Annotated in this window: 23 protein-coding genes; 7 read left to right on the forward strand and 16 right to left on the reverse strand. The window is 69.1% G+C overall.

Features of this window, described 5'->3' with window-relative positions; all coding sequences use genetic code 11:
- Positions 1-218: 218 nt before the first annotated feature.
- The 7 genes from AC07SQ_RS24975 to ylqF form a co-directional block, all read right to left on the reverse strand.
- The gene (locus AC07SQ_RS24975; protein ID WP_495271678.1) at positions 219-2,408 is read right to left on the reverse strand and encodes a TonB-dependent receptor; all 2,190 of its coding nucleotides are present in this window, start codon (positions 2,406-2,408) and stop codon (positions 219-221) included.
- 31 nt (positions 2,409-2,439) lie between these two features.
- On the reverse strand, positions 2,440-3,918 hold the full coding sequence (locus tag AC07SQ_RS24980; protein ID WP_495271679.1) for an ABC transporter permease subunit: 1,479 nt from the start codon (positions 3,916-3,918) through the stop codon (positions 2,440-2,442).
- Between the two features lie 15 nt (positions 3,919-3,933).
- A complete protein-coding gene (locus tag AC07SQ_RS24985) occupies positions 3,934-5,334 on the reverse strand; it encodes an ABC transporter permease subunit (protein WP_495271680.1) in 1,401 nt (466 codons plus the stop codon).
- 4 nt (positions 5,335-5,338) lie between these two features.
- A complete protein-coding gene (locus AC07SQ_RS24990) occupies positions 5,339-6,043 on the reverse strand; it encodes an ABC transporter ATP-binding protein (protein WP_062476970.1) in 705 nt (234 codons plus the stop codon).
- Between the two features lie 120 nt (positions 6,044-6,163).
- The gene (ykgO, locus tag AC07SQ_RS24995) at positions 6,164-6,313 is read right to left on the reverse strand and encodes a type B 50S ribosomal protein L36 (RefSeq protein WP_013542562.1); all 150 of its coding nucleotides are present in this window, start codon (positions 6,311-6,313) and stop codon (positions 6,164-6,166) included.
- Positions 6,314-6,416: 103 nt separating this feature from the next.
- A complete protein-coding gene (locus AC07SQ_RS25000) occupies positions 6,417-6,875 on the reverse strand; it encodes a Fur family transcriptional regulator (protein WP_070062569.1) in 459 nt (152 codons plus the stop codon).
- A 54-nt stretch (positions 6,876-6,929) separates the two neighbouring features.
- Positions 6,930-7,907 (reverse strand): ribosome biogenesis GTPase YlqF, encoded by a 978-nt coding sequence (gene ylqF / locus AC07SQ_RS25005; RefSeq protein WP_495271681.1) that lies wholly within the window; start codon positions 7,905-7,907, stop codon positions 6,930-6,932.
- Between the two features lie 216 nt (positions 7,908-8,123).
- On the opposite strand from ylqF, the gene bamE reads away from it, so the two are divergent.
- The 3 genes from bamE to AC07SQ_RS25020 all read left to right on the forward strand — a co-directional run bounded on the left by bamE (position 8,124) and on the right by AC07SQ_RS25020 (position 9,783).
- Complete coding sequence (gene bamE, locus AC07SQ_RS25010; RefSeq protein ID WP_095948936.1) at positions 8,124-8,726, forward strand: outer membrane protein assembly factor BamE domain-containing protein; 603 nt, start codon at positions 8,124-8,126, stop codon at positions 8,724-8,726.
- Positions 8,727-8,886: 160 nt separating this feature from the next.
- A complete protein-coding gene (locus AC07SQ_RS25015) occupies positions 8,887-9,315 on the forward strand; it encodes a CBS domain-containing protein (RefSeq protein WP_070062567.1) in 429 nt (142 codons plus the stop codon).
- A gap of 105 nt (positions 9,316-9,420) precedes the next feature.
- Positions 9,421-9,783: an HPF/RaiA family ribosome-associated protein gene (locus AC07SQ_RS25020; RefSeq protein ID WP_062476985.1), complete on the forward strand. Its 363-nt coding sequence runs from the start codon at positions 9,421-9,423 to the stop codon at positions 9,781-9,783.
- A gap of 12 nt (positions 9,784-9,795) precedes the next feature.
- Here AC07SQ_RS25020 and AC07SQ_RS25025 read toward each other — a convergent pair whose 3' ends face one another.
- The 7 genes from AC07SQ_RS25025 to AC07SQ_RS25055 form a co-directional block, all read right to left on the reverse strand.
- Positions 9,796-10,257, reverse strand: a complete 462-nt coding sequence (locus tag AC07SQ_RS25025) for a MerR family transcriptional regulator (protein ID WP_307696153.1) — start codon at positions 10,255-10,257, stop codon at positions 9,796-9,798.
- Positions 10,247-10,663 (reverse strand): nuclear transport factor 2 family protein, encoded by a 417-nt coding sequence (locus AC07SQ_RS25030; protein WP_159270919.1) that lies wholly within the window; start codon positions 10,661-10,663, stop codon positions 10,247-10,249. Before AC07SQ_RS25030 ends, AC07SQ_RS25025 begins: the two co-directional genes overlap by 11 nt.
- A 104-nt stretch (positions 10,664-10,767) precedes the next feature.
- A complete protein-coding gene (locus AC07SQ_RS25035; RefSeq protein WP_095948938.1) occupies positions 10,768-11,694 on the reverse strand; it encodes an SDR family NAD(P)-dependent oxidoreductase in 927 nt (308 codons plus the stop codon).
- 122 nt (positions 11,695-11,816) lie between these two features.
- The gene (locus AC07SQ_RS25040; RefSeq protein ID WP_062476998.1) at positions 11,817-12,197 is read right to left on the reverse strand and encodes a response regulator transcription factor; all 381 of its coding nucleotides are present in this window, start codon (positions 12,195-12,197) and stop codon (positions 11,817-11,819) included.
- 162 nt (positions 12,198-12,359) lie between these two features.
- Positions 12,360-13,916: a glutamate--cysteine ligase gene (gshA, locus tag AC07SQ_RS25045; RefSeq protein WP_095746179.1), complete on the reverse strand. Its 1,557-nt coding sequence runs from the start codon at positions 13,914-13,916 to the stop codon at positions 12,360-12,362.
- 165 nt (positions 13,917-14,081) lie between these two features.
- On the reverse strand, positions 14,082-14,399 hold the full coding sequence (locus AC07SQ_RS25050) for a putative quinol monooxygenase (RefSeq protein ID WP_159270917.1): 318 nt from the start codon (positions 14,397-14,399) through the stop codon (positions 14,082-14,084).
- Between the two features lie 76 nt (positions 14,400-14,475).
- Entirely contained in the window at positions 14,476-15,138 is a 663-nt protein-coding gene (locus AC07SQ_RS25055; protein ID WP_495271682.1) for an alpha/beta hydrolase, read from the reverse strand.
- 177 nt (positions 15,139-15,315) lie between these two features.
- On the opposite strand from AC07SQ_RS25055, the gene AC07SQ_RS25060 reads away from it, so the two are divergent.
- Both AC07SQ_RS25060 and AC07SQ_RS25065 read left to right on the forward strand, forming a co-directional pair.
- Entirely contained in the window at positions 15,316-15,795 is a 480-nt protein-coding gene (locus AC07SQ_RS25060; protein WP_062477006.1) for a Fur family transcriptional regulator, read from the forward strand.
- A gap of 24 nt (positions 15,796-15,819) precedes the next feature.
- Positions 15,820-16,473: an FMN-binding negative transcriptional regulator gene (locus AC07SQ_RS25065; protein ID WP_495271683.1), complete on the forward strand. Its 654-nt coding sequence runs from the start codon at positions 15,820-15,822 to the stop codon at positions 16,471-16,473.
- A gap of 13 nt (positions 16,474-16,486) precedes the next feature.
- Here AC07SQ_RS25065 and zigA read toward each other — a convergent pair whose 3' ends face one another.
- Positions 16,487-17,680 (reverse strand): zinc metallochaperone GTPase ZigA, encoded by a 1,194-nt coding sequence (gene zigA / locus AC07SQ_RS25070; RefSeq protein ID WP_492736533.1) that lies wholly within the window; start codon positions 17,678-17,680, stop codon positions 16,487-16,489.
- Positions 17,681-17,790: 110 nt separating this feature from the next.
- On the opposite strand from zigA, the gene AC07SQ_RS25075 reads away from it, so the two are divergent.
- The gene (locus AC07SQ_RS25075; protein ID WP_495271684.1) at positions 17,791-18,207 is read left to right on the forward strand and encodes a hypothetical protein; all 417 of its coding nucleotides are present in this window, start codon (positions 17,791-17,793) and stop codon (positions 18,205-18,207) included.
- A gap of 23 nt (positions 18,208-18,230) precedes the next feature.
- Entirely contained in the window at positions 18,231-18,809 is a 579-nt protein-coding gene (locus tag AC07SQ_RS25080; RefSeq protein WP_495271685.1) for a GNAT family N-acetyltransferase, read from the forward strand.
- 6 nt (positions 18,810-18,815) lie between these two features.
- Here the strand turns inward: AC07SQ_RS25080 and AC07SQ_RS25085 are convergent, their stop codons facing one another.
- Complete coding sequence (locus AC07SQ_RS25085) at positions 18,816-19,727, reverse strand: SDR family oxidoreductase (RefSeq protein ID WP_495271686.1); 912 nt, start codon at positions 19,725-19,727, stop codon at positions 18,816-18,818.
- Positions 19,728-19,747 lie beyond the last annotated feature (20 nt).

Here is a 19,747-nt window from a genome sequence, read left to right on the forward strand (position 1 = left end):
GCCTGCGGCCTCCTCCTTGATTTCGCTGCGGGAAGCACCCAGTGTCCTGCGCACGGGACGCGGCGGTGGTGTGCGGCTGATCAACAAGTGCTCTGACCGCGCTCACGTCGATGGGGTGCCTTGCGCAGCGAAATCAAGGAGGAGGGGCGCAGCCCCGGGGGACATTCGCGGAGCAAGGCTCCCCGTCGGCGGGAGCGCCGCCCCGAACACTCGGCCCTTCAAAAATCAAACTTCGCCGACACCTCGAAGGTCCGCCGCGGCGCCAGCAGCACCTGGCTCGCGGCGCGGCCGGTCCAGGTCGCGTAGAGCCGGTCCGTCAGGTTGCGCACACGGAAACTCAACAGGGCATTCTTCAAGCGATAGCTCACGGCCGCATCGACCGTCGTGAAGCCGTTGATGCGGATCTGGTTGGCGTTGTCGGTGTACATCGGCCCGGTGTGGTTCAGCGATGCGAAGTACTCGAACTTCGAGCCGTCGGGCCGGTAGGTGGCGAAGACATTGGCCATGCGCTCGGGCACGTTCGGCGGGGTCTTGCCCACGCGCGAGACGTTGCCGGCTTCGACCAGCGTGTCGAAGCGCGCATCGAGCGCCGCGAGGTTGCCCGCCAGCGTCCATTCGCGCGTGGGCTTCCACACGGCCGACAGCTCGAGGCCGCGTGACGACTGCCGGCCGTTGTTCACGGTGGTGGCGGCGTTGTTCGGGTCGCGCGAGAGCACGTTGTCGAGTTCGATCTTGTACAGCGCGGCCGTCCACTCCAGGTTCGCTGCAGGCAGGCTCTGCTTGAAGCCCACCTCGGCCTGTTTGCCGCGCGACATCGGGAACGCGGCGTTCGACGCCGACAGCAGGAAGAGCGATCCCACCGGCAGCGTGGCGTTGGTGTACTGCGCATACAGGCTCGACTGCGGCGACAGGTCGTACACCGCGCCGAGGCGCCCCGAGGTGGCGCGGTAGCTCGCACCGAAGCGCGTGACGCTGCCTGCGTTCAGGTCCCAGATGCGGCGGTCGACCTCGGTGCGGTCGTGGCGCAGGCCGCCGACCAGCGTGAGGTCGCGCATCGGCTTGAGCGCGTCTTCCACGAAGACCGAGGCGACCTTCACGCGCGAGAAGGTGTCGGCGCGGTTGCCCGCGCCGGTGGTCAGCGCGGGGTTGTCATCGAAGTAGCCGGTGTACGGATCGAACACGGGCACGCGCAGTTGCGCGGCGGTGGCGGGGCTGCTGTTGGAGAAGCGGCGCTGGCTGCCGAAGCGAGTTTCGCTGTACTCGCCGCCGACGACGAAGCGGTTGTCCAGCCCGGCGATCTTTCCCTTGTGCGTGGCGTCGAAGCGGTCGAGCCAGAAGTCCTGGTCGTGCGTGATGAGCGTCTGGTCGCGCGCGATGCTGGCGGGCGGCACGAAGGTCGCGCTTTCGGAGTTGCGGAACATGCGCTTCGATTGGTTGGCCGAGAACTCGTTGCGCCACGACCAGCCGCCGTCCAGTTGCCCCGTGAGGCGCGCGCGCAGCCAGTAGGTCTCCGACGAGTTCTCGTCGTCGCGCACGTTGTAGTTGGTGCGCGCCATGCGCCGGTCGATCACGCGGCCGTCGGGCGTGCTGACGACGTTCGTCGGCTGTGTGGCGAAGCTGCGCGGCACGAGCGGCGTGCCCCAGTAGGCGTCGTTGTCGTCGCGCAGGTAATCGAACGAAAGGTCCAGCTTCACCGAGCCACCCAGGTCCACCAGCAGGCCGCTCGTGAAGTGGTCGATGCGCTCGCCGTTGCGGTCGATGGTGCCCACCTTCGTGTCGTTGCGGCTGTAGTCGAGCCGGTAGGCGCTGGCCTCGCCCAGCGCACCACCGAAGCCGAAGGCCGCGCGCGTGGAGCCGTAGCTGCCGTACGAAAGCAGCGCCTCCTTGTGCGGGTTGCTGCGGTCGGGCCGCTTGGTCACGAAGTTGACGATGCCGCCGATGGCGCCCTCGCCGTCGAGCACCGAGGCCGGGCCCTTGAGCACTTCGATGCGCTCGTAGTTCCAGGTGTCCTGCACGCGGTTAGTGACGCCCGCGCCCGAACTGCGCACGCCGTCGTACAGGTACATGAGGCTCGTGAAGCCGCGCAGCGACAGCGTGGTCGGCGACGAGGGCGGGCCGCCGCCCGAGAGGCCCGCCATGCCGCGCAATGCTTCGCTGAAGGTGCGCGCGCCGCGCTGCTGGATCGCGTCCTGCGACAGGATCTCGACCGAGGCCGGCGTCTCGCGCACCGACAGGCCCAGGCGCGAGGCCGTGCCGCTCGAATCATCGAGGTGCAGGCTGTTCGCGTCGCGGCTGCCTTCGATGGTGACGGTGCCGAGTTCGGCGTTGTTGCGGCTGTCTTGTGCAGAGGCGACTTGCAAGGCGGTGAAGGCGGCCAGCGCGACGGTGGTGCGGGTGAACGGGGTCATGGAGCGGTGCGTGGAAGAAATGAAGAAAGCGTCAGGCCACCGAGAAGCGCCGCAGCCGCCAGGCCGCGAGGCCGAACAGCAGCAGGCTCGGCACCAGCAGTTGCAGCACGGCCAGCGCGGCCTGCCCGCGCACGAGCTCGGCAGGCTCCTCGTGCCAGGCGAAGGTGGGCATGCGGTCGAAGTCGGCCGGGGCGAGCGCATCGCGCGCGTCGATGCGCGGGAAGAAGAAGGCCTTCCAGGCTTCGTGGTGCGCCACGGTCTGCGCATCGAAGCGCGCGTGGCGGCGTGCGCCGTTGCCGGCCAGCGCGGTCATGCCTTCGTAGGCCACGGCCGCCGGCGACACGGCGCCGAAGCGGCCCACCAGCGCCTGCTGTGCCGCCTGTTGTGCGTCGAAGCGCGCGAGCGCGGGGCGGATCGCTTCGTCGACCTCGCGCTGGATGCGGTAGTTGGCCAGCGAGCGGCCGGCGATCTCGATCTTGCCGTCGCGCGGCACGAGGATGGCGCCCTGCCCCACGTGCTGGTACTCGGTGCCCAGCAGGTCCTGGTAGCGCTTCATCGCCTCGGCCGTGACCACGCGCTGGCGCGTGGCCAGTTCGGTGCGCGACGGCGCGGGCGCGGCCTGCGTGACGGCCAGGTTCAGCAGCACCGGCGCCACGAGCACCAGCAGCACCCAGGCGATGACCAGCACCATCGCGTTCGTCGCCGACGAGGCGCCGAAGGCATTGACCGCCACCACCAGCGCGAACCAGAACAGCGCGTAGGCGCCGACCAGCAGCGCCCACCACAGCGTGGCGCTGCCCGCGCCGCCCGCCGTGAGCCCCGCATGGCGCGCAATCCACAGCACCGCCACCGGCAGCAGCACCGCCGGCCCCAGCAGCACGGCTGCGCGCACCGTGAGCTTGCCCGCGAGCAACGTGCGCAGCCGCAGCGGTTGCGACAGCAGCAGGCGCAGGGTGCCGTTCTCGCGCTCGGCCGACAGCAGGTTGTAGCTGAGCGCAAAGATCAGCAGCGGCAGCAGGTAGACGATGACGAAGGCCAGGTCGAAATGCCCGCTCAGCAGGTGCCACGGGTTCTCGATGTCGCTCGGGTTCATGAACACCACGCGGCTCTGGTTCGTGACCTGGTACTGGCTCGGGAACAGGTCGCTCTGCCCCAGCGCGACCGGGCCCAGCGGCGCGGTCGGCAGCAGCACGTGCTGGCCGCCGTAGCCGCTCGCCATGCGCGAAGGGTCGGCCGGATTCTCGAAGGGCGTGGGCTGCGCGGTGCCGGCCAGGATGGCTTCGAGCAAGGTGCGCTGCGCGGTGCGGGTGTCGCGGTCGGCCTGCGCCACGGCCGCCTGCGCGCGGTCGCGCTGGGCGGTCTGCAGCAGGCCGTTGCCCAGTGCATAGGCCACGAGCAAGAGGAACAGCGCGCCGACGACCCAGAGGCCGCGCTCGGCGAGCATCAAACGAACTTCCTGGCGCATCACGGCCAGCAGGCGGCGGCCTTGGGGAGGATGGAGGGACGACATGGGTGGCATCCCCTCTCAGAGCGCGCGCTGGCGCAAGGTGGCAAAGGCCGCGAACGCCGCCGCGAGCAGCAGGCCGGCGCACAGCACGAGGAAGCTGCGCGCCTGGTGCCGCAGCGCCCACCCTGCGCCCGGCGGGTGGTAGTCGAAGGGCGGCACGGTGGCCCAGAGCTCGGGCGTGGCCTGGTAGGAGAAGTGGCGGTCACCGAGCGGATCGGCATGCGCCACGAGGTCCTTGCTCATCAGGTCCTGGATGTGGCGGCGGTGCAGCTCGGCGGCCGTGGTGAAGCGGCGGTGGTGCGAGAAGTCGGTGCCCGCCATGCCCATCGAGAAGCTGCGCACCGCGAGCAGCGGCAGCAGCAGGCCGCTCCACTCCTGCACTTTCTGCTGCTGTTCCCAGGTGTCCCACAGGCGGCCGTAGTGACGGTCGTACACGGGGTACGAGGCTTGGTCGTCCAGGCGCAGCGCAATGCCCCATTTGCTCAGCGGCACGTCGCGCCCCCAGCGCTCGGTGGTGCCGAAGTTCTGCTGCCAGACCTGGTTCGACACGGCCTTGAGTTCCGCGCCCAGCGCTTTGTTGAATTCGAGCCGCGTCGGGCTCGGATACCAGGTGCGCGAAAGCTCGGAGAGCACGCGCGGCGCCATCACGGCCTGCCCGATCCACAGCGCGAGCAGCACGGTGATCGCCATGCGCGAGGTGGACGACAGCGCCGACACACCCAGCACGAGGCACACGAAGATGCCGAGGTACACCGCGTAGCCCAGCGACCACGCGCCCAGCCGCAGCAGCGCATCGACGCGCCCGCCCGGCTCCGCGCCCACCGCCACGGCGACAGCCGCGACCAGTGCCGCCGGCACCAGCAGCACCGCGAGCAGCGCCGACAGCGCGAGCGCCTTGCCGGCCAGCAGGCGCAGCGGCGCCACGCCCAGGCTCAACGTCTGGCGCAGGATGCCCTGCTCGCGCTCGCCCGCGAAGGCGTTGAAGCCCAGCACGATCACCAGCAGCGGGCCGAGCACCTGCAGGATCCAGCCCACCGACAGGTTGCCGAAACGCTGCAGGCCCGTCGCGTCCTGCGCGGCGTTGAACTTGACCTCGCTCTGGCGGTGCGCCTGCAGCCACACGGTGCTGCCGATGTAGGGGTTGATGCCCGCGTCGACCATCGACAGCGGCGGCTCGGGCTTGAAGGCGTGCATGCCCTGGTGCGCGGCGTCGTGCGGATGGCGCTTGTCCTGGTGCAGCCAGTCGCGGTAGTCCATGGCCTGCGCGGCGACCTGCTCGGCATGCGCGCCGCGCTGGTGCGCCCAGCCGACGGCCAGCGCGGTGAAGAGCAGCACGGCCACGAGCCCGCCGGCCCAGTACAGGCGGCCGTCGCGCAGGCGTTCGGTGAATTCGCGTCGGGCGATCCAGCGCATCGTCATCGGGTCAGGCCCTCATGTGTTGCAGGTAGAGGGACTGCAGGTCGGTCTGGCCGATCTGCGCGCCGTCGAGGCTTTCGACCAGCCGGCCGCGCTTCATGATTCCGACGCGCGTGGCGGTCTGCTGCGCGTGGAACAGGTCGTGCGTGGTGGTGAGCACGGCCACGCCGCGGTCGGCCGCGCGCCGCAGCAGGTCGGAGAACTCGGCGGCGGCATGCGGGTCGAGCCCCGAGGTGGGCTCGTCGAGCAGCAGCGCCTTGGCCTCTTTGGCCAGCGCCACCGCGATCCACACCTTCTGGCGCATGCCCTTCGAATACATGCTGACGCGCTTGTCGGCGGCCGCGTGGTCGAGCCCCACCTCGGTCATCAGCGCGAGCAGGCGTTCGCGCGGCAGTTCGTGGCCCAGCGCCAGGCCGGCGAAGAAGCGCAGGTTCTCCAGGCCCGAGAGCGTGCCGTACAGCGTGACCTGCTCGGGGATGTACGCCACGTCCTGCTTGGTCGCGACCGGGTGGCGCGTGACGTCGGTGCCGTTGATCTGCACCGTGCCGTCGGTCGGCGCGATGAAGTTCAGGAACAGGTTGATGGTCGTCGTCTTGCCCGCGCCGTTGGCACCCAGCAGGCAGTAGATGTCGCCGCCGCGGATGTCGAGGTCGAGGCGGTCGAGCGCGGTGTGCGCGCCGTAGCGTTTGGTGAGGCCGGAGGCTCGGAGCATGGCGGAGGGATTCCGATGGAAGGAAGAAGGAAAGGAAAGACGCGCGCAGGCACGCCCCGGCGTGGGCACGCCGATGCGGTCATCGAGGGGGAATGAAGGCGGCAGCGGTGCCGCCGCGCGTCAGCGCTTGTTCTTGTTCTTTGCGCCGCCTTGCCGCGCCTTGAAGCGCGGGTTGGACTTGCAGATGACGTAGGTGCGGCCGCGCCGCGTCACCACCTGGCAATCGCGGTGACGCTTCTTGGCTTCCTTGAGCGAGGACAGGACTTGCATGTGCGTGGCCGGGGAGTTCGTTCGGACACGCGAATATACGTTATTGCGAATTCATTCTCAATAACTTTGTTAACCTTCCCCGGCATCCGGGGCTTCGCCGTCGTCAGTGCGGCGGATGCGCCTTCGGTGCTTTCGCGCCGGCGTCGACGCAGGCCGCGCACAGGCCATGCAGCGTGACCTCGTGGTGCGTCACCTGGAAGCCCTTGGGGGCGAGGTCGTGCATCGGCCCCGGGCACGCGTGCAGCAGGAAGACCTGGCCGCAGTGCGAGCAATGGAAGTAGTGATGGTGGTGGTGCCCTGCATCGTCACCAGCGCCGTGCGAAGCGTGGTCGTGTGGATCAGCCTTGCAGGCCACTTCGTAGCGTGCCGGTTCGCCCGGCAGCTCGACCTTGGCGATCTCGCCGTCGGCCAGCAGCAGCGAGACCTGGCGGTACACCGTCGACAGGCTGATCTCGGGCACGATGGCCCGTGCGTGTTCGAGGATTTCGGGGGCGGTCAGCACGCGGCCGGCGTCGCTGAAGGCGGAGAAAACGGCGTTGCGCTGGCGCGTGAGACGTTGCATCTCTCGATGATAGGGGCGGCCCGCGCGGCCTTCAGCGCGGCGCGCGCAAGACCTTCACGCGTCGGCCGTCGGGCTGCCGTCAGCCTCGGGCGCCTCGGGCTTGGCCTTGCCCTTCTTGCCACGCGCCGCCTTCTTCGCGGCGCGCTCGGCGTCGGCGCGCTGGCCGGCGGCCAGCCACTGCGCAAACTCCTCGGGCGTCTCGAGCGTGATGCGCCCCAGGTTGCCGGCGCGGAACTCGTGCATCACGATCTCGGCGGCCTTCTGCAGGTTGACCTTGCCCTTGCCCAGCAGCGCGCCGCGCTTGCGGCCGACGGTGTCGAGAACGTCTTCGTCCTTCATGCCAGCCAGGGTGGAGGCATCGAGCTCGACGAGCTTGAAGCGCGCGACGATGCCCTCGGCGTAGTTCGCCTTGAGGTAGTCGAGCAGCTCCAGCGCCACTTCTTCTTCATCGAAGGCATTGCGCCCCACCGCGCCGCTGGCCGCGAGGTTGTAGCCGCTCTTGGGCACGATGATGCGCGGCCACAGCATGCCGGGCGTGTCCCACAGGTAGAAGTCGTCGGCCAGCGTGATGCGCTGCTCGAGCTTGGTGATGCCGGCCTCGTCGCCGGTCTTGGCCTTGCGCCCGCCGGTGAGCGTGTTGATGAGGGTCGACTTGCCCACATTGGGAATGCCGCAGATCAGCACGCGCATCGGCTTGGCCATGCCGCCGCGGTTGGGCGACAGCTCGTGGCAGGCGCGCACGATGCGCTGCGCGGGCATGGTCAGGCTGGCATCGAGCGCGATGGCGCGGGTGTCGGGCAGCGCGTTGTAGTGCGCCAGCCAGGCCTCGGTGCGCGCGGGGTCGGCCAGGTCCTGCTTGTTGAGCACCTTCAGCGTGGGCCGCCCGGCCGTGAGCTCGGCCAGCATCGGGTTGGCGCTGGAGCCGGGCAGGCGCGCGTCGAGCAGTTCGATCACCACATCGATGTCCTTCACCCGTTCGGTGATGGCCTTCTGGGTCGAATACATGTGACCGGGGAACCACTGGATCGCCATCGATGGATGCTCTTTCTTTCGCGCTGTCTGGAAGGGGACCGGCCTCGCAGGCCGGGTGCGCATTGTGAACCGGGAAACGGACCGATTTCTCGATGCTTCGCTTTTGATAGCACCGACTGGCGTATTCACTGGCTTGTTGGCCGCAAGATCACCCCTAGAATCCGCGCGCTGCGCCTGCAGCCGTTTCAAAAAGTCACATCGAGGGAGATCCTTTTCATGGTCCAGCGCCTTGCCGCCGCCGCCCTGCTCGCGGCCACCACCATCCTGTCCGCCACCGTGGCGCATGCCCAGCGCCCGTCGCCGCCGCCCGGCCCGCTGACCGACGGTTTCCTGTGCTGCAACATGCGCACGTATGGCGACTCGATCAGCGACATCAACTACGACGAACAGGGCACGAGCATCGTCCCGGTGGGCACGCCGGCGCGCATCACGGCCTACGACTTCCGCTTCTTCAACCTCGACCTCGCGGGCAAGCCCCAGCGCATCAAGAACGACTACAGCCGCAACATCACGCTGATCGACTTCGCCAAGCGCTACGTGGTCACCGAAGACCCCAAGCGCAAGATCGCCAGCTTCCCGCCTGCGGTGGGCGCCGCCATCCTCGCGGGCAAGGTGATGCCGGGCATGACGCGCGAACAGGTGCTGATGGCGCTGGGCTACCCGGTGGCCAGCGAGAACCCGAGCCTGGACGCGCCGGTGTGGCGCTACTGGCGCGACAGCTGGTCGGAGTTCCAGGTGAACTTCGACGCGCAGGGCCTCGTGAAGGACGTCGCGGGCAATGCCGTGGCGCTGAGCCGCGTGCTCGCCGCCGCGCCCTGAGCACCCTTGATCATCCCCAGGTTCGTGTGCGCGGCATGACACGCGCAACACCCGGGAGGGTTTTGCATCGCGAAGGGCGATTCCGCCCCTATGATTTGTCCGAAGCACGGCGCCGCCACGTGCGTCGGCCGGATCGAAACCCCTGAATGGAGTGCCTGCGATGAAACCCGTCTCCGAACTGCTCAAGCGCCACGATTCCGCCGCCTGGCGCACCTCGCCCGACACCAGCGTGTTCGACGCGCTGGCCACGCTGGCGCATTTCGAGGTGGGCGCGCTCATGGTGATGGACGGCGAGAAGCTCGTGGGCTTTCTGTCCGAGCGCGACTACACCCGCAAGGTGGCGCTGCAGGGCAAGAACTCCAAAGAGATGAAGGTCGCCGAGATCATGACGCCCGACGTGATGACCGTCACCCCGCAGACCCGCACCCGCGCCTGCATGGCGCTCATGAGCCAGCGCAAGTTCCGCCACCTGCCCGTGGTCGACGGCGACAAGGTGGTCGGCATGATCTCGATTCAAGACCTGATGGACGACATCATTTCCGAGCACGAGCAGACCATCACCCAGCTGACCAGTTACATCCAGAGCTGAACACGCTGCGATGCCCCGGCAAAAAGGGGCAACACACCTACGCACAGGGGCACTCTTTCGGGTGCACAGTGAAGGCTCGTTCACCATCCAGCAGGGACATACGCAATGCAGATCCAGGTCAACACGAGCAATGGCATCACCAACAAGGACACGCTGGAGCGCTGGGCAGACACCGAGATCAAGCAGCACCTGAGCCGTTTCGTCGAAGACGTGACGCGCGTCGAGGTGCACCTGAGCGACGAGAACCACGACAAGGCCGGCGGCGGCGACAAGTGCTGCGTGATGGAAGCGCGCCTGGCGCACCACCAGCCGCTCGCGGTGACACAGCATGCCACCAGCCTCGACGAGGCCTTCCGCGGCGCGGCCGACAAGCTCAAGCGCCTGCTCGACAACACGCTGGGCCGCCTCAACAACCACCGCGCGCGCGATTCGATCCGCCGCGACGGCGAGGGCTTCGTCGCCGAGTAGTCGAGTCGAAGCTCAGCGCGCCGGCTTGCGCTTCGGCGCGGGCAGGCGCTGCGGCGTCTCCACCGGAATGAGCGGCGGGCGCCGCCCGTCGGCCATCCAGGCGTCGTAGAAATCGATCTTGCGATCGACCAGCGACAGCGCCTGCTGCCAGTCGGCGATCGTCTGGTGCACGCGCGCGCGGTGCGCCTCGAGCAGGTCGCGCCGCTGGCGCAGCGTGGCCTTGCCCTGCAATGCGAGCGCCGTGTAGTCGCGCATCTCGGCGATCGACATGCCGGTGCGGCGCAGCCGGTCCATCAGGTCGAGCCAGCCCACATGCAGTTCGCCGTACACGCGCCGTCCGCCCGCATCGCGCGCCACGCCGGGCACGAGGCCCTGCGATTCGTACCAACGGATGGCATGCACCGTGCGGCCCGTGCGCGCGGCCAGTTCGCCGATGTGGAACGACGGCGTGGCAGTGCTGGCGTCAACCGGCATGGGCGGTCGGCGCGTCGAGCGCCCGCTCGACCAGCGCGGTGTCGAAGTACTCGGTCAATGTTTTCACCTGGCCTCCTTCGAGTCGGTAGACGTAGCAATAGCGATTGTTGTAGCGCTTGCCGGCCTTGGTGGGCACGTCGCCGCTGAACAGCACCACCACGCGGTCGCCCTCGGCAATGATGCATTCGGTCTTGCTCACATAGGGCCCGGCGAACTGCCCGAACAGCGGCTTGATCAGCTCTTCGCGGATCGCCTGCTTGCCCTGGTAGGTGCGCGACCAGGGCGTGCTGCCTTCCAGCGTCCAGCTGGCGTCGTCGGCGAGGCTGTCGATGAAGGCCTGGCCGTTGCCCCTGTCCAGCTCCGCGTGGATGCGCTGGACCAGGGCCTTGTTGTCGATCGTGTGCATGGCGTGATTTCCTTGGATGAATGAAGACACCGGACATCCGGTGAATTCATTGGAAATGCTCGAGTGCGCTCGAAGTCAAGCGCCATGCACCGAGTGACGAAAGTTCAGCCCCGGCCGGCGTTCGCCTGGCCCTTGGCGACTTCGTTCGCGCCCTGGGCGGCGCCGCTTTGCGGCACGGCCTCGCCCTCGCGCGCCGTCACTTCCGACAGGCGCGCGGCCAGCTGCTCGGGCGTGTCGGCGGCAATGCCCAGCCAGGCGCCCTGCGTGAGCGTGATGTGGGCGGCCTCGAAGGTGCCGGCGCCGGCGCAGAGGATGGTGCGGTTGGGCGCGTCCTGCGCGGCCAGCACCAGCATCGCGGGCACCACGGCCTCGGGACGGAAAGCCTCGAGCATGTCCTTGGGGAACAGGTCTTCCGTCATGCGCGTGGCGGCGGTGGGCGCCAGGCAGTTCACGCGGATGTCGTTCTTGGCGCCTTCGATGCTCAGCGTCTGCATCAGGCCCACCAGCGCCAGCTTGGCGGCGCCGTAGTTGCTCTGGCCGAAGTTGCCGTACAGGCCCGACGACGAGGTGGTCATCACGATGCGGCCGTACTTCTGCTCGTTCATGAGCGCCCAGACGGCCTTGGTGCAGTTCACGGCGCCCATCAGGTGCACGTCGACCACCAGCTTGAAATCGTCCAGTTCCATCTTGGCGAAGCTCTTGTCGCGCAGGATGCCGGCGTTGTTCACCAGGATGTCGACGCGGCCCCAGGCGTCGACCGCCTGCTTGACCATGGCCTGCACGGCCTCGAAGTCGGTCACCGAGGCGCCGTTGGCAATGGCTTCGCCGCCGGCCGCCTTGATCTCGTCGACCACCGCCTGCGCGGCGCTGACCGAGCCGCCCGAGCCGTCGCGCGCGCCGCCCAGGTCGTTGACCACCACCTTGGCGCCGCGCGCCGCCAAGGCCAGCGCATGCTGGCGGCCCAGGCCGCCGCCGGCGCCGGTCACGATGGCCACGCGGCCCTGGAAGTCGATGGAGGTGCTGTTGCTCATGAGGTCTCTGCTCGCTGTCTGAACTGTGTGGGTCGGTGTTGGTGAGGGTTGCCAATTGACAACAACCCAACGTTTTACCTCAGTTCCCCGCCCCGTTCGCCGCCGGGCGCCCCCGGTGGGAGTCACCCATGCGACGGCTGGACCGTGGCGCAGTACGCCACCAGCTGGTCGAGTTCGGCCGATTTGTCGAAGAAGGCATCGGCGCCCAGTTGCTGGGAACGCAGACGCATGTCGGCGGTGGCGTAGTTGCTGAGCACCACCACCTTCTGGTGCGGCGAGCGCTGGCGGCAGGCGTTCAGCACGGCCAGGCCGTTGCCGCGCTGCAGGAACAGGTCGACGATGGCCAGGTCCCAATCGCTCTTGTGATCGCGCAGCCAGTCGAGCGCTTCGTCGGCGGTGCTGGCCGAGGCGATCACGTGCGCATCGATCACGTCCTCGAGAAAGTCGACCAGGTTCTCGCGGATCACCGGACTGTCCTCGACCAGGTAGGCATGGAGCGTCATGGTGGGTGTCTCGGGTCCGGAACTGGGCAGCGCATGACGCCATCTTCGGGGCTGGCCGCCGCGCCACGGTGAGCCGGACAGGTCAATGGCTGTAGGCCATCGGCCAGCGGCGCTGTCGGCATGCGCCGGCCGGCGCCGCCGTGGCACCGCCGTGAGGATGCTTCAGGCTGCGACCGGCAGGCGGCCGGGGGCCATGCCCAGGCGCGCCGGCGAGACGTACTGCTCGCGGTAGATCTCGAAGGGCATGGTGTCGGCCGCCTCGATGCGCTTTTGCGCCTGGATCGACTCGGCCGTCATCTGCTCGAACCCGGCCTGCTGCGCGGCCGAGAACGGCAGCGCCAGCAGCGCGGCGCGGGTCTGCTCCGACTGGGCACGCACGAAGCCGACGAAGGAGTTGCCGTGCTGCTGCTCGATGGCCGCGAGCACGCGGGCCGAGGGCAGGCTGTCGGGGTTCTCGAGGCCGGCCTTGGCGGCGCGCACGGCGTCGACGTGCTGCGTGCCGCCCTGCGCCGCGTCGAGCGCGGCAGCAATCGGCAGGCACTGCTCGACCAGCTCCAGGCCCCAGTCGGTGAGCGCGACCTCGCGCCCGTCGCGGCGCAGCTTCAGCCCCGGCTCGCGGCCGCGCGCGGCCGTGAGGTGCTGGTTCTGCGCCAGGTCGGCGATTTCTTGCGGGGTGTCGTCGGGGCTGTCGTTCAGCAGGCAGTGCAGCAGGAACACGTCGATGAAGCGCATGGTCTGCGCGTTGATGCCGACGGTCTCGAAGGGGTCGAGGTCCATCAGGCGCACCTCGACGTACTCCACGCCGCGCTCGCGCAACGCATGCAGCGGGCGCTCGCCGGAATGGATCACGCGCTTGGGGCGGATCGTGCCGTAGAACTCGTTCTCGATCTGCAGCAGACTGGTGCCCAGCTGGTTGTAGTCCCCGCCCAGGTTGCGGATGCCGATGGCTTCGTAGGCCGGCCACGGGCGCGTGAGCGCGTCCTGCAGCGAGGCGCCGTAGCCCTCCAGGCTGTTGTAGCTCACGGCCAGCGAGGCCTGTGCCTCGCTCTGGTAGCCCAGGCGGCCCATGCGCAGCGAGGTGCCGTGCGGCATGTACATGCTGCCGTCGCCCAGCGGCTGCAGCTCGTGCGGGCGGCCCGCGACAAAGCTCGAACACAGGGCCGGCGAGGCGCCGAACAGGTACAGCAGCAAAAAGGCCTGGCGGCGGAAGTTGCGGATCAGCGCGAAATACTCTTCGCTCGACACCTCCGGCAGCGACCAGTTGTAGTGGATGCCCGAGATGGTCTGCATGCGCCGGCCATAGCGGTGGCTCAGGCCCATGCGGTAGACGCTCTTGGCGCGGCCCACGTTCGACGAGCCGTAGCGGCCGATCGGAATGGTCTCGTCGGTCGGCAGGCCGCAGGGCATGCTCGACACCCAGAGGCGCTCGTCGCCGAGCTGGTCGAGCACGCGGTAGGTGAACTGGTGCACCCGCGTGAGCTCTTCGAGCGCCGACTCCACGCCAGCGTGCACGCCCGTGATGAGTTCGAGCTGCGACTCGCTGAAGTCGGTCGTGATGTGCGGATGCGTGAGCGCCGAGCCCAGCGCCAGCGGATGCGGCGTGAGGGCCAGCTTGCCGTCGGGCAGCGCGCGCAGGCTTTCCTTCTCGATGCCGCGACGCATTCCCTTCAGTCGCGCGGCCGGGAGTGCACCCAGCCTCTCCTGCAATCTGTTGCTCATGTTCTTATGACCCATCAATCTTCTGTGGGGCTGGAAGGTAGCACGGGCGGACAGGCACTGCTGAAGCAGGGAATCCCGCATCCGGCTATGCTGTTTTTTGCTACTTTTTTCATAGCTACCCTCTCAAATACCACCGGCCTTTCGGCGCGCAGCGGGGTTCGAAATTCAGGCCTTGGCGCGGCCCGCCGACAGGTCGATCTCTTCCGACTGGTAGACATGGATCGACGGCACCCCGTCGGCCATGGCCGCGAGCGCCTTGCCGAAAGCGCGCGACGCATCGACGCGAAAGTGCGCCTGCAGCGCCGCCATGTCGCTCCAGCGCTCCACGAAGGTGAGCTGCAGCGGGTCTTGCACGTCGGTCGTGACGTCGTGCGAGATGCAGCCGGGCTCGGCGCGCGAGCGCAGCACGTGTTCCACGCTGATGGCCAGCATCGCCTGCAGGGTGTCGGCCTTTGCCAGCGCGTGTCCGATGACCAGGATCATGGGGGTCTCCTTCTGTGCGTTCTTTCGGGGTGACAGGATCAGGATGGATGCGCGCGCGGCCCGCCGTGGCGGGCCTTCAGCCGAACACGCGCAGCAGGAAGCGGTTGAGGTCGGCGATCTCTTCCATGCAGACCGAGTGCGCCATCTGGTATTCGTGCCATTCGACGGGGTGGCCCAGCGCCACCAGCGCGTCGCGCGACTGTTCGGCGCGCGCCAGCGGCACCACCGGGTCCTGCCGGCCGTGCGCGAGGAACACGGGCGTGTCGTGGTTGGCGCCGTGGCGCTCGGCCGCCGTGGTCGCGGCGATCGGCAGATAGCCCGAAAGGCCGACGATGCCGGCCAGCCGCTCGCCGTGGCGCAGCCCCGTCATCAGCGCCATCGCGCAGCCTTGCGAGAAGCCGGCCACCACGATGCGATGGGTGGGAATGCCGCGTGCCTTTTCGTTGGCGATGAGGGCCTCGATGCTCGCCTGCGAGCGGCGCAGGCCGGCCTCGTCCTCGCGCGCCACCAGATCGGCCACCGCGATGTCGTACCAGGCGGGCATCTCGTAGCCGCCGTTGATGGTCACGGGAATGACGGGCGCGTTGGGGAACACGAAGCGCACCGGGCCCACGGCCGACAGGTCGAGCTCGCCGGCGATCGGCACGAAGTCCTTGCCGTCGGCACCCAGGCCGTGCATCAGGATCACCGAGGCGGTGGGGTTCGGGGCGGTTTCGATTTCGATGGGGGGACGGGACATGGTCAACGAAGGTATTCAGGAATGCGAATGCCCGGACCTTAGCGCATTCGGGCGACCCGGGCCGCGGCGAAACGGCCGGTTGGCTGACTTGCACCTCGCAACATCCGGGCCTTCGGGCCCGCCCCGGCGCCCTTGCCGGCACAAGGGGGCGCCGGATGCAACACAATGGCGTTTCGCATGAAGACCACCCCGAACCCGTCCCCGAAGACCTCGTCGCCCGGCCCCGCCTTCGACAGCGAGGCGCTGCTGCGCGGCAGCGGGCTGCGCGTGACGCGCGCCGCCCAGACCGTGCTCGAGCTGCTCGAACACGGCTCGCAGCCGCTGACTCACGAGGAAGTGGCCGCCGCCTACACCGCCGCCACGGGCGAGCCGCCCGACCGCGTCACGCTCTACCGCGTGCTCGACCGGCTGGTCGAGGCCGGCCTGTGCGACCGCCGCGTGGGCGCCGACCGGGTCAACCGTTTCGCGCGGCACGTTGACACCGCCTCGGGCAACACCTTCGAATGCGACCAGTGCCACAAGGTGCTGGCCCTGCCCTCCGACCCCGAACTGCCCAAGGTGATGGGCCGGCTCGGCAAGGCGCTGCGCAAGCAGGGCATCGACACGCGGCACACGGCGCTCACGCTGCACGGCATGTGCGGCGACTGTGCCCGATAGGTCGCCGAGCCGACCAGGCCGCGCGTGTACGTCTCCCGGCACCACCGCCAGCCCGACCTCGGCGCGAGCCACGCGCTGATCGACGCGCATCCGCTGGGCGCCTGGGTCGTGCCGGGCGCCGACGGGCTGGTCGCCAACCACCTGCCCTTTCTGCTCGACCGCTCGCGCGGCCCGTTCGGCACGCTGCTCGGCCACGTGTCGCGCGCCAATCCCGTGTGGCGCCAGCTCGATGCCGCGGCCCCTTCGGTCGTGATGTTCCAGGGGCCGCAGGCCTACATCACGCCCGGCTGGTACCCCGGCAAGGCCGAGCACGGCCAGGTGGTGCCGACCTGGAACTACGCCGTCGCCCATGCGCACGGCATCGCGCGCGCCATCGACGACGAAGCCTGGCTGCTCGACCTGCTCGCGCGGCTGACCGCGGCGAACGAGGCCAGCCAACCGGTGCCCTGGCAGACCACGGACGCGCCCGAGACCTTCATCCGCAAGCTGGCGCGCGCCGTGGTGGGCATCGAGATCCCCATCGACCGCCTCGAAGGCAAGCTCAAGGCCAGCCAGGACGAAGCCCTGCAGGACCGTCAAGGCACCGTGCAGGGCCTGGCCGCTGTCGGCAGCGAGAACGCGTCGGCCATGGCGCGGCTGGTGCAGCAGGCGATGCAGCCCGGCAGCGCCGGCGACTGAACCGCCCGCGCACTCACACGTTCCACGACGGAAACGGATCGGGCAGGTTCTGCCACCACGAGGGGCCGAAGCGCATCTCGTTGGGCGTGAGCAGGCAGGCATCGAGCCGCGCGCGCAGCGCGGCTTCGTCCATGCCGATGCCGATCAGCACCAGCTCCTGGCGCGCATCGCCGGTGGCGTCGTCCCAGTTCTTGCGGATGAGTTCGAGCCCGTCGGGGTCGGTGGGCCAGTGTTCGCGCGGCACGGCCGCCCACCACAGGCCTGCCACGCCGTAGCGGCAGGCGCCGCCGGCCTGCGACCACGAACCCGCGCGGGTCGGCCGGCTCGCGAGCCAGAAGAAGCCCTTGGAGCGCACCACGCCCTCCCACTCGCTCTGCACCAGGTCCCAGAAACGCTGCGGATGGAACGGCAGGCGCGAGCGGTAGACGAAGCTGCGGATGCCGTAGGCCTCGCTCTCGGGCACATGCTCGCCGCGCAGCTCGGCCAGCCAGCCGGGCGCCTGCTCGGCCTGCTCGAAGTCGAACAGGCCCGTGTCGAGCACGCGGTCGAGCGCGACGCGGCCGAACTCAGACTCCTCGATGCGCGCACGCGGGTTGAGGCTGCGCAGGATGGCCATCAACCGCTCGCGCTCCTCGCCCGTCACGAGGTCGGTCTTGTTGACCACCAGCACGTCGCAGAACTCGATCTGCTCGATCAGCAGGTCGACCACCGTGCGCGTGTCTTCGTCGCCCAGCGACTGGCCGCGCTGGCCCAGGCTGTCGGGCGAGCCGTAGTCGCGCAGGAAGTTGAAGGCATCGACCACCGTGACCATGGTGTCCAGCCGCGCCACGTCGGCCAGGCTCTGGCCGTCCTCGCCCGCGAAGGTGAAGGTCTCGGCCACGGGCAGCGGCTCGGAGATGCCGGTCGACTCGATCACGAGCTGGTCGAAGCGCCCTTCCTTGGCGAGCCGCTTCACCTCGATCAGCAGGTCTTCGCGCAGCGTGCAGCAGATGCAGCCGTTGCTCATCTCGACCAGCTTCTCGTCGGTGCGCGACAGCGCGGCGCCGCCTTCGCGCACCAGCGCGGCGTCGATGTTGACCTCGCTCATGTCGTTCACGATCACCGCCACGCGGCGGCCCTCGCGGTTGTGCAGGATGTGGTTGAGCAGCGTGGTCTTGCCGGCGCCCAGGAAGCCGGACAGCACGGTGACGGGAAGGCGATCGGCCATGAGGGCAGGCTCCATAGTTGCAACAGAATTGCATTATATGGATTGACGCAACTAAGTTGCATTTATTGCAAGAGTGACCGACAGGCGCGCGCTCGCCTACCATCCAGCGCATGACCGATTTCTCTGCCTTCGTCGCCCCGCCGCCCTCCGACGCGCCGCACGCTGCCGTCGTCGCCGCCGCGTCGGCCTGCCTCGACCGCTTCACGGCCGCCTTCAACGCCTCGGACACGCGCGGCATGGACGCCGAGCTGCACTTTCCGCACACGATGCTCTCGGGTGCGCAGCGGCTCGACTGGCCCGCGCCCGGCCGGCACCCGGTGGATTTCTTCGACACGCTCAAGGCCGGCGGCTGGGCCTCCACGCAGTACGAACAGAAGGAACCCGTGCTCGTGAGTCACGACAAGGTGCACTTCGTCGTGCACTACACGCGGCGCGATGCGGCCGGCGCGGTGCTCAGCACGCACGCCAACCTCTGGATCGTCGTGCAGGCCGAGGGGCGCTGGGGCATCGCCCTGCGCTCGTACTGATCAAAAAACAAGGACCGTTTCCCATGTCCCTTTCCGCACTGCAGCTCGTCTGGCCGTCGCCCGAGCACCTGCCCGGCTACATCGCCGCCCTGGAGCGCGGCTGGTCGCCCAACAACCTGCGGGCCGAAGCCGGCCTGGAAGAACTGGCGCTGATCCGCACCGACCCCGACGGCTTTCTCGCCGGCCTCGTCGACCGCGAGGCCAAGGGCCCGCCCATCGCGCTGCCCACCGGTGGCACCGTCCCCCGGCTGCCGGGCTACCGGCGCTGGCTGTGGGACGGCGAGTTCTGCGGCAGCATCCAGCTGCGCTGGCAGCCGGGCACCAACGCCCTGCCTTCGTACTGCCTCGGCCACATCGGCTACGGCGTGGTGCCGTGGAAAAGCGGCCGGGGCTATGCCACCGCCGCGCTGCGTGCGCTGCTGCCCGATGCACGCGCCATCGGCCTGGACCATGTCGAGATCACCACCAGCCCCGACAACCTCGCCTCGCAGCGCGTGATCCGCGCCAACGGCGGCGTGCTGGTCGAGGAGTTCATCACCGAGCCCGGGCTCGGTGGCGCGCCCGAGCTGCGCTTTCGCATCGACGTGCGCGACCTGCGCTGACGTGCCCTACAGCTCGAACGCCTCGACCTGCCGCCCGTCGATGTCGGTGAAGCCGTAGGCACGCGCCAGGTCGGCCACGCGCAGCACCTGGCCGGTCTTGTCGAGCACCTGCGCATCGCCCGCCAGCGCGGCCACGGCGCGGCCCAGGTAGCGCGGCGATTCGGTGCGCGCCAGCGCGGGGCGCTCCTGCCAGTGCGCTTCGTCGGTCTTGTGGCCCGCGAGCACGAACTCGGTGCGCATCCAGCCCGGCGACACCGCCACCGAGGCCACGCCGTGCGGCTGCAGTTCCTGCGCGATGCCGAAGGCCAGCCGCGTCATCGAGGCCTTGGCGAGGTCGTAGAACAGGTTGCCGCGCAGGTAGTGGCCGCGGTCCCAGAAGGTGGTGGTGACGATCAGGCCTTGCTTGCGCGCCACCATGCCCGGCGCGGCGCAGCGGCTGGCCACGAGGTGGTTGCGCACGCCGCGGTCGAACATCGAGTCCCAGTTGGCGAGCGGGTGTTCCCAGAACGGCGCCTCGAAGACACCCGTGAAGCTTTCGTGCCCGCCCCAGGCGTTGTTCACGAGCAGGTCGAGCCGGCCCTGTTCGCGCTCGACGCGCGCGAACAGCGCCGCCACTTCGTCTTCCTTCGTGTGGTCGCAGGCCACGGCGATGCCACGCCCGCCGCGTTGCGTGACCTCGTCGGCGGTGTCGTCGATGGTGCCGGGCAAGGCGGCCAGCTCGGACAGGGCGAGCAGCTGCCCGTAGCTGTCCGCCGGCCGCGCGCGGGTGCTGCGCCCGGTCACGTACACGGTGGCGCCGGCCGCGCCCAGTTCCTGCGCGATGCCGCGGCCCGCGCCGCGGCTGGCGCCGGTGACCACGGCCACGCGGCCCGCCAGCGGACGGTGCGCGGCGTCAGGGGTGGAGGGGGCTGCTGTCATTTTTCGTTGCTCCTTCGTTC

The sequence above is a fragment of the Variovorax sp. GW821-FHT06D12 genome (assembly GCF_059419205.1).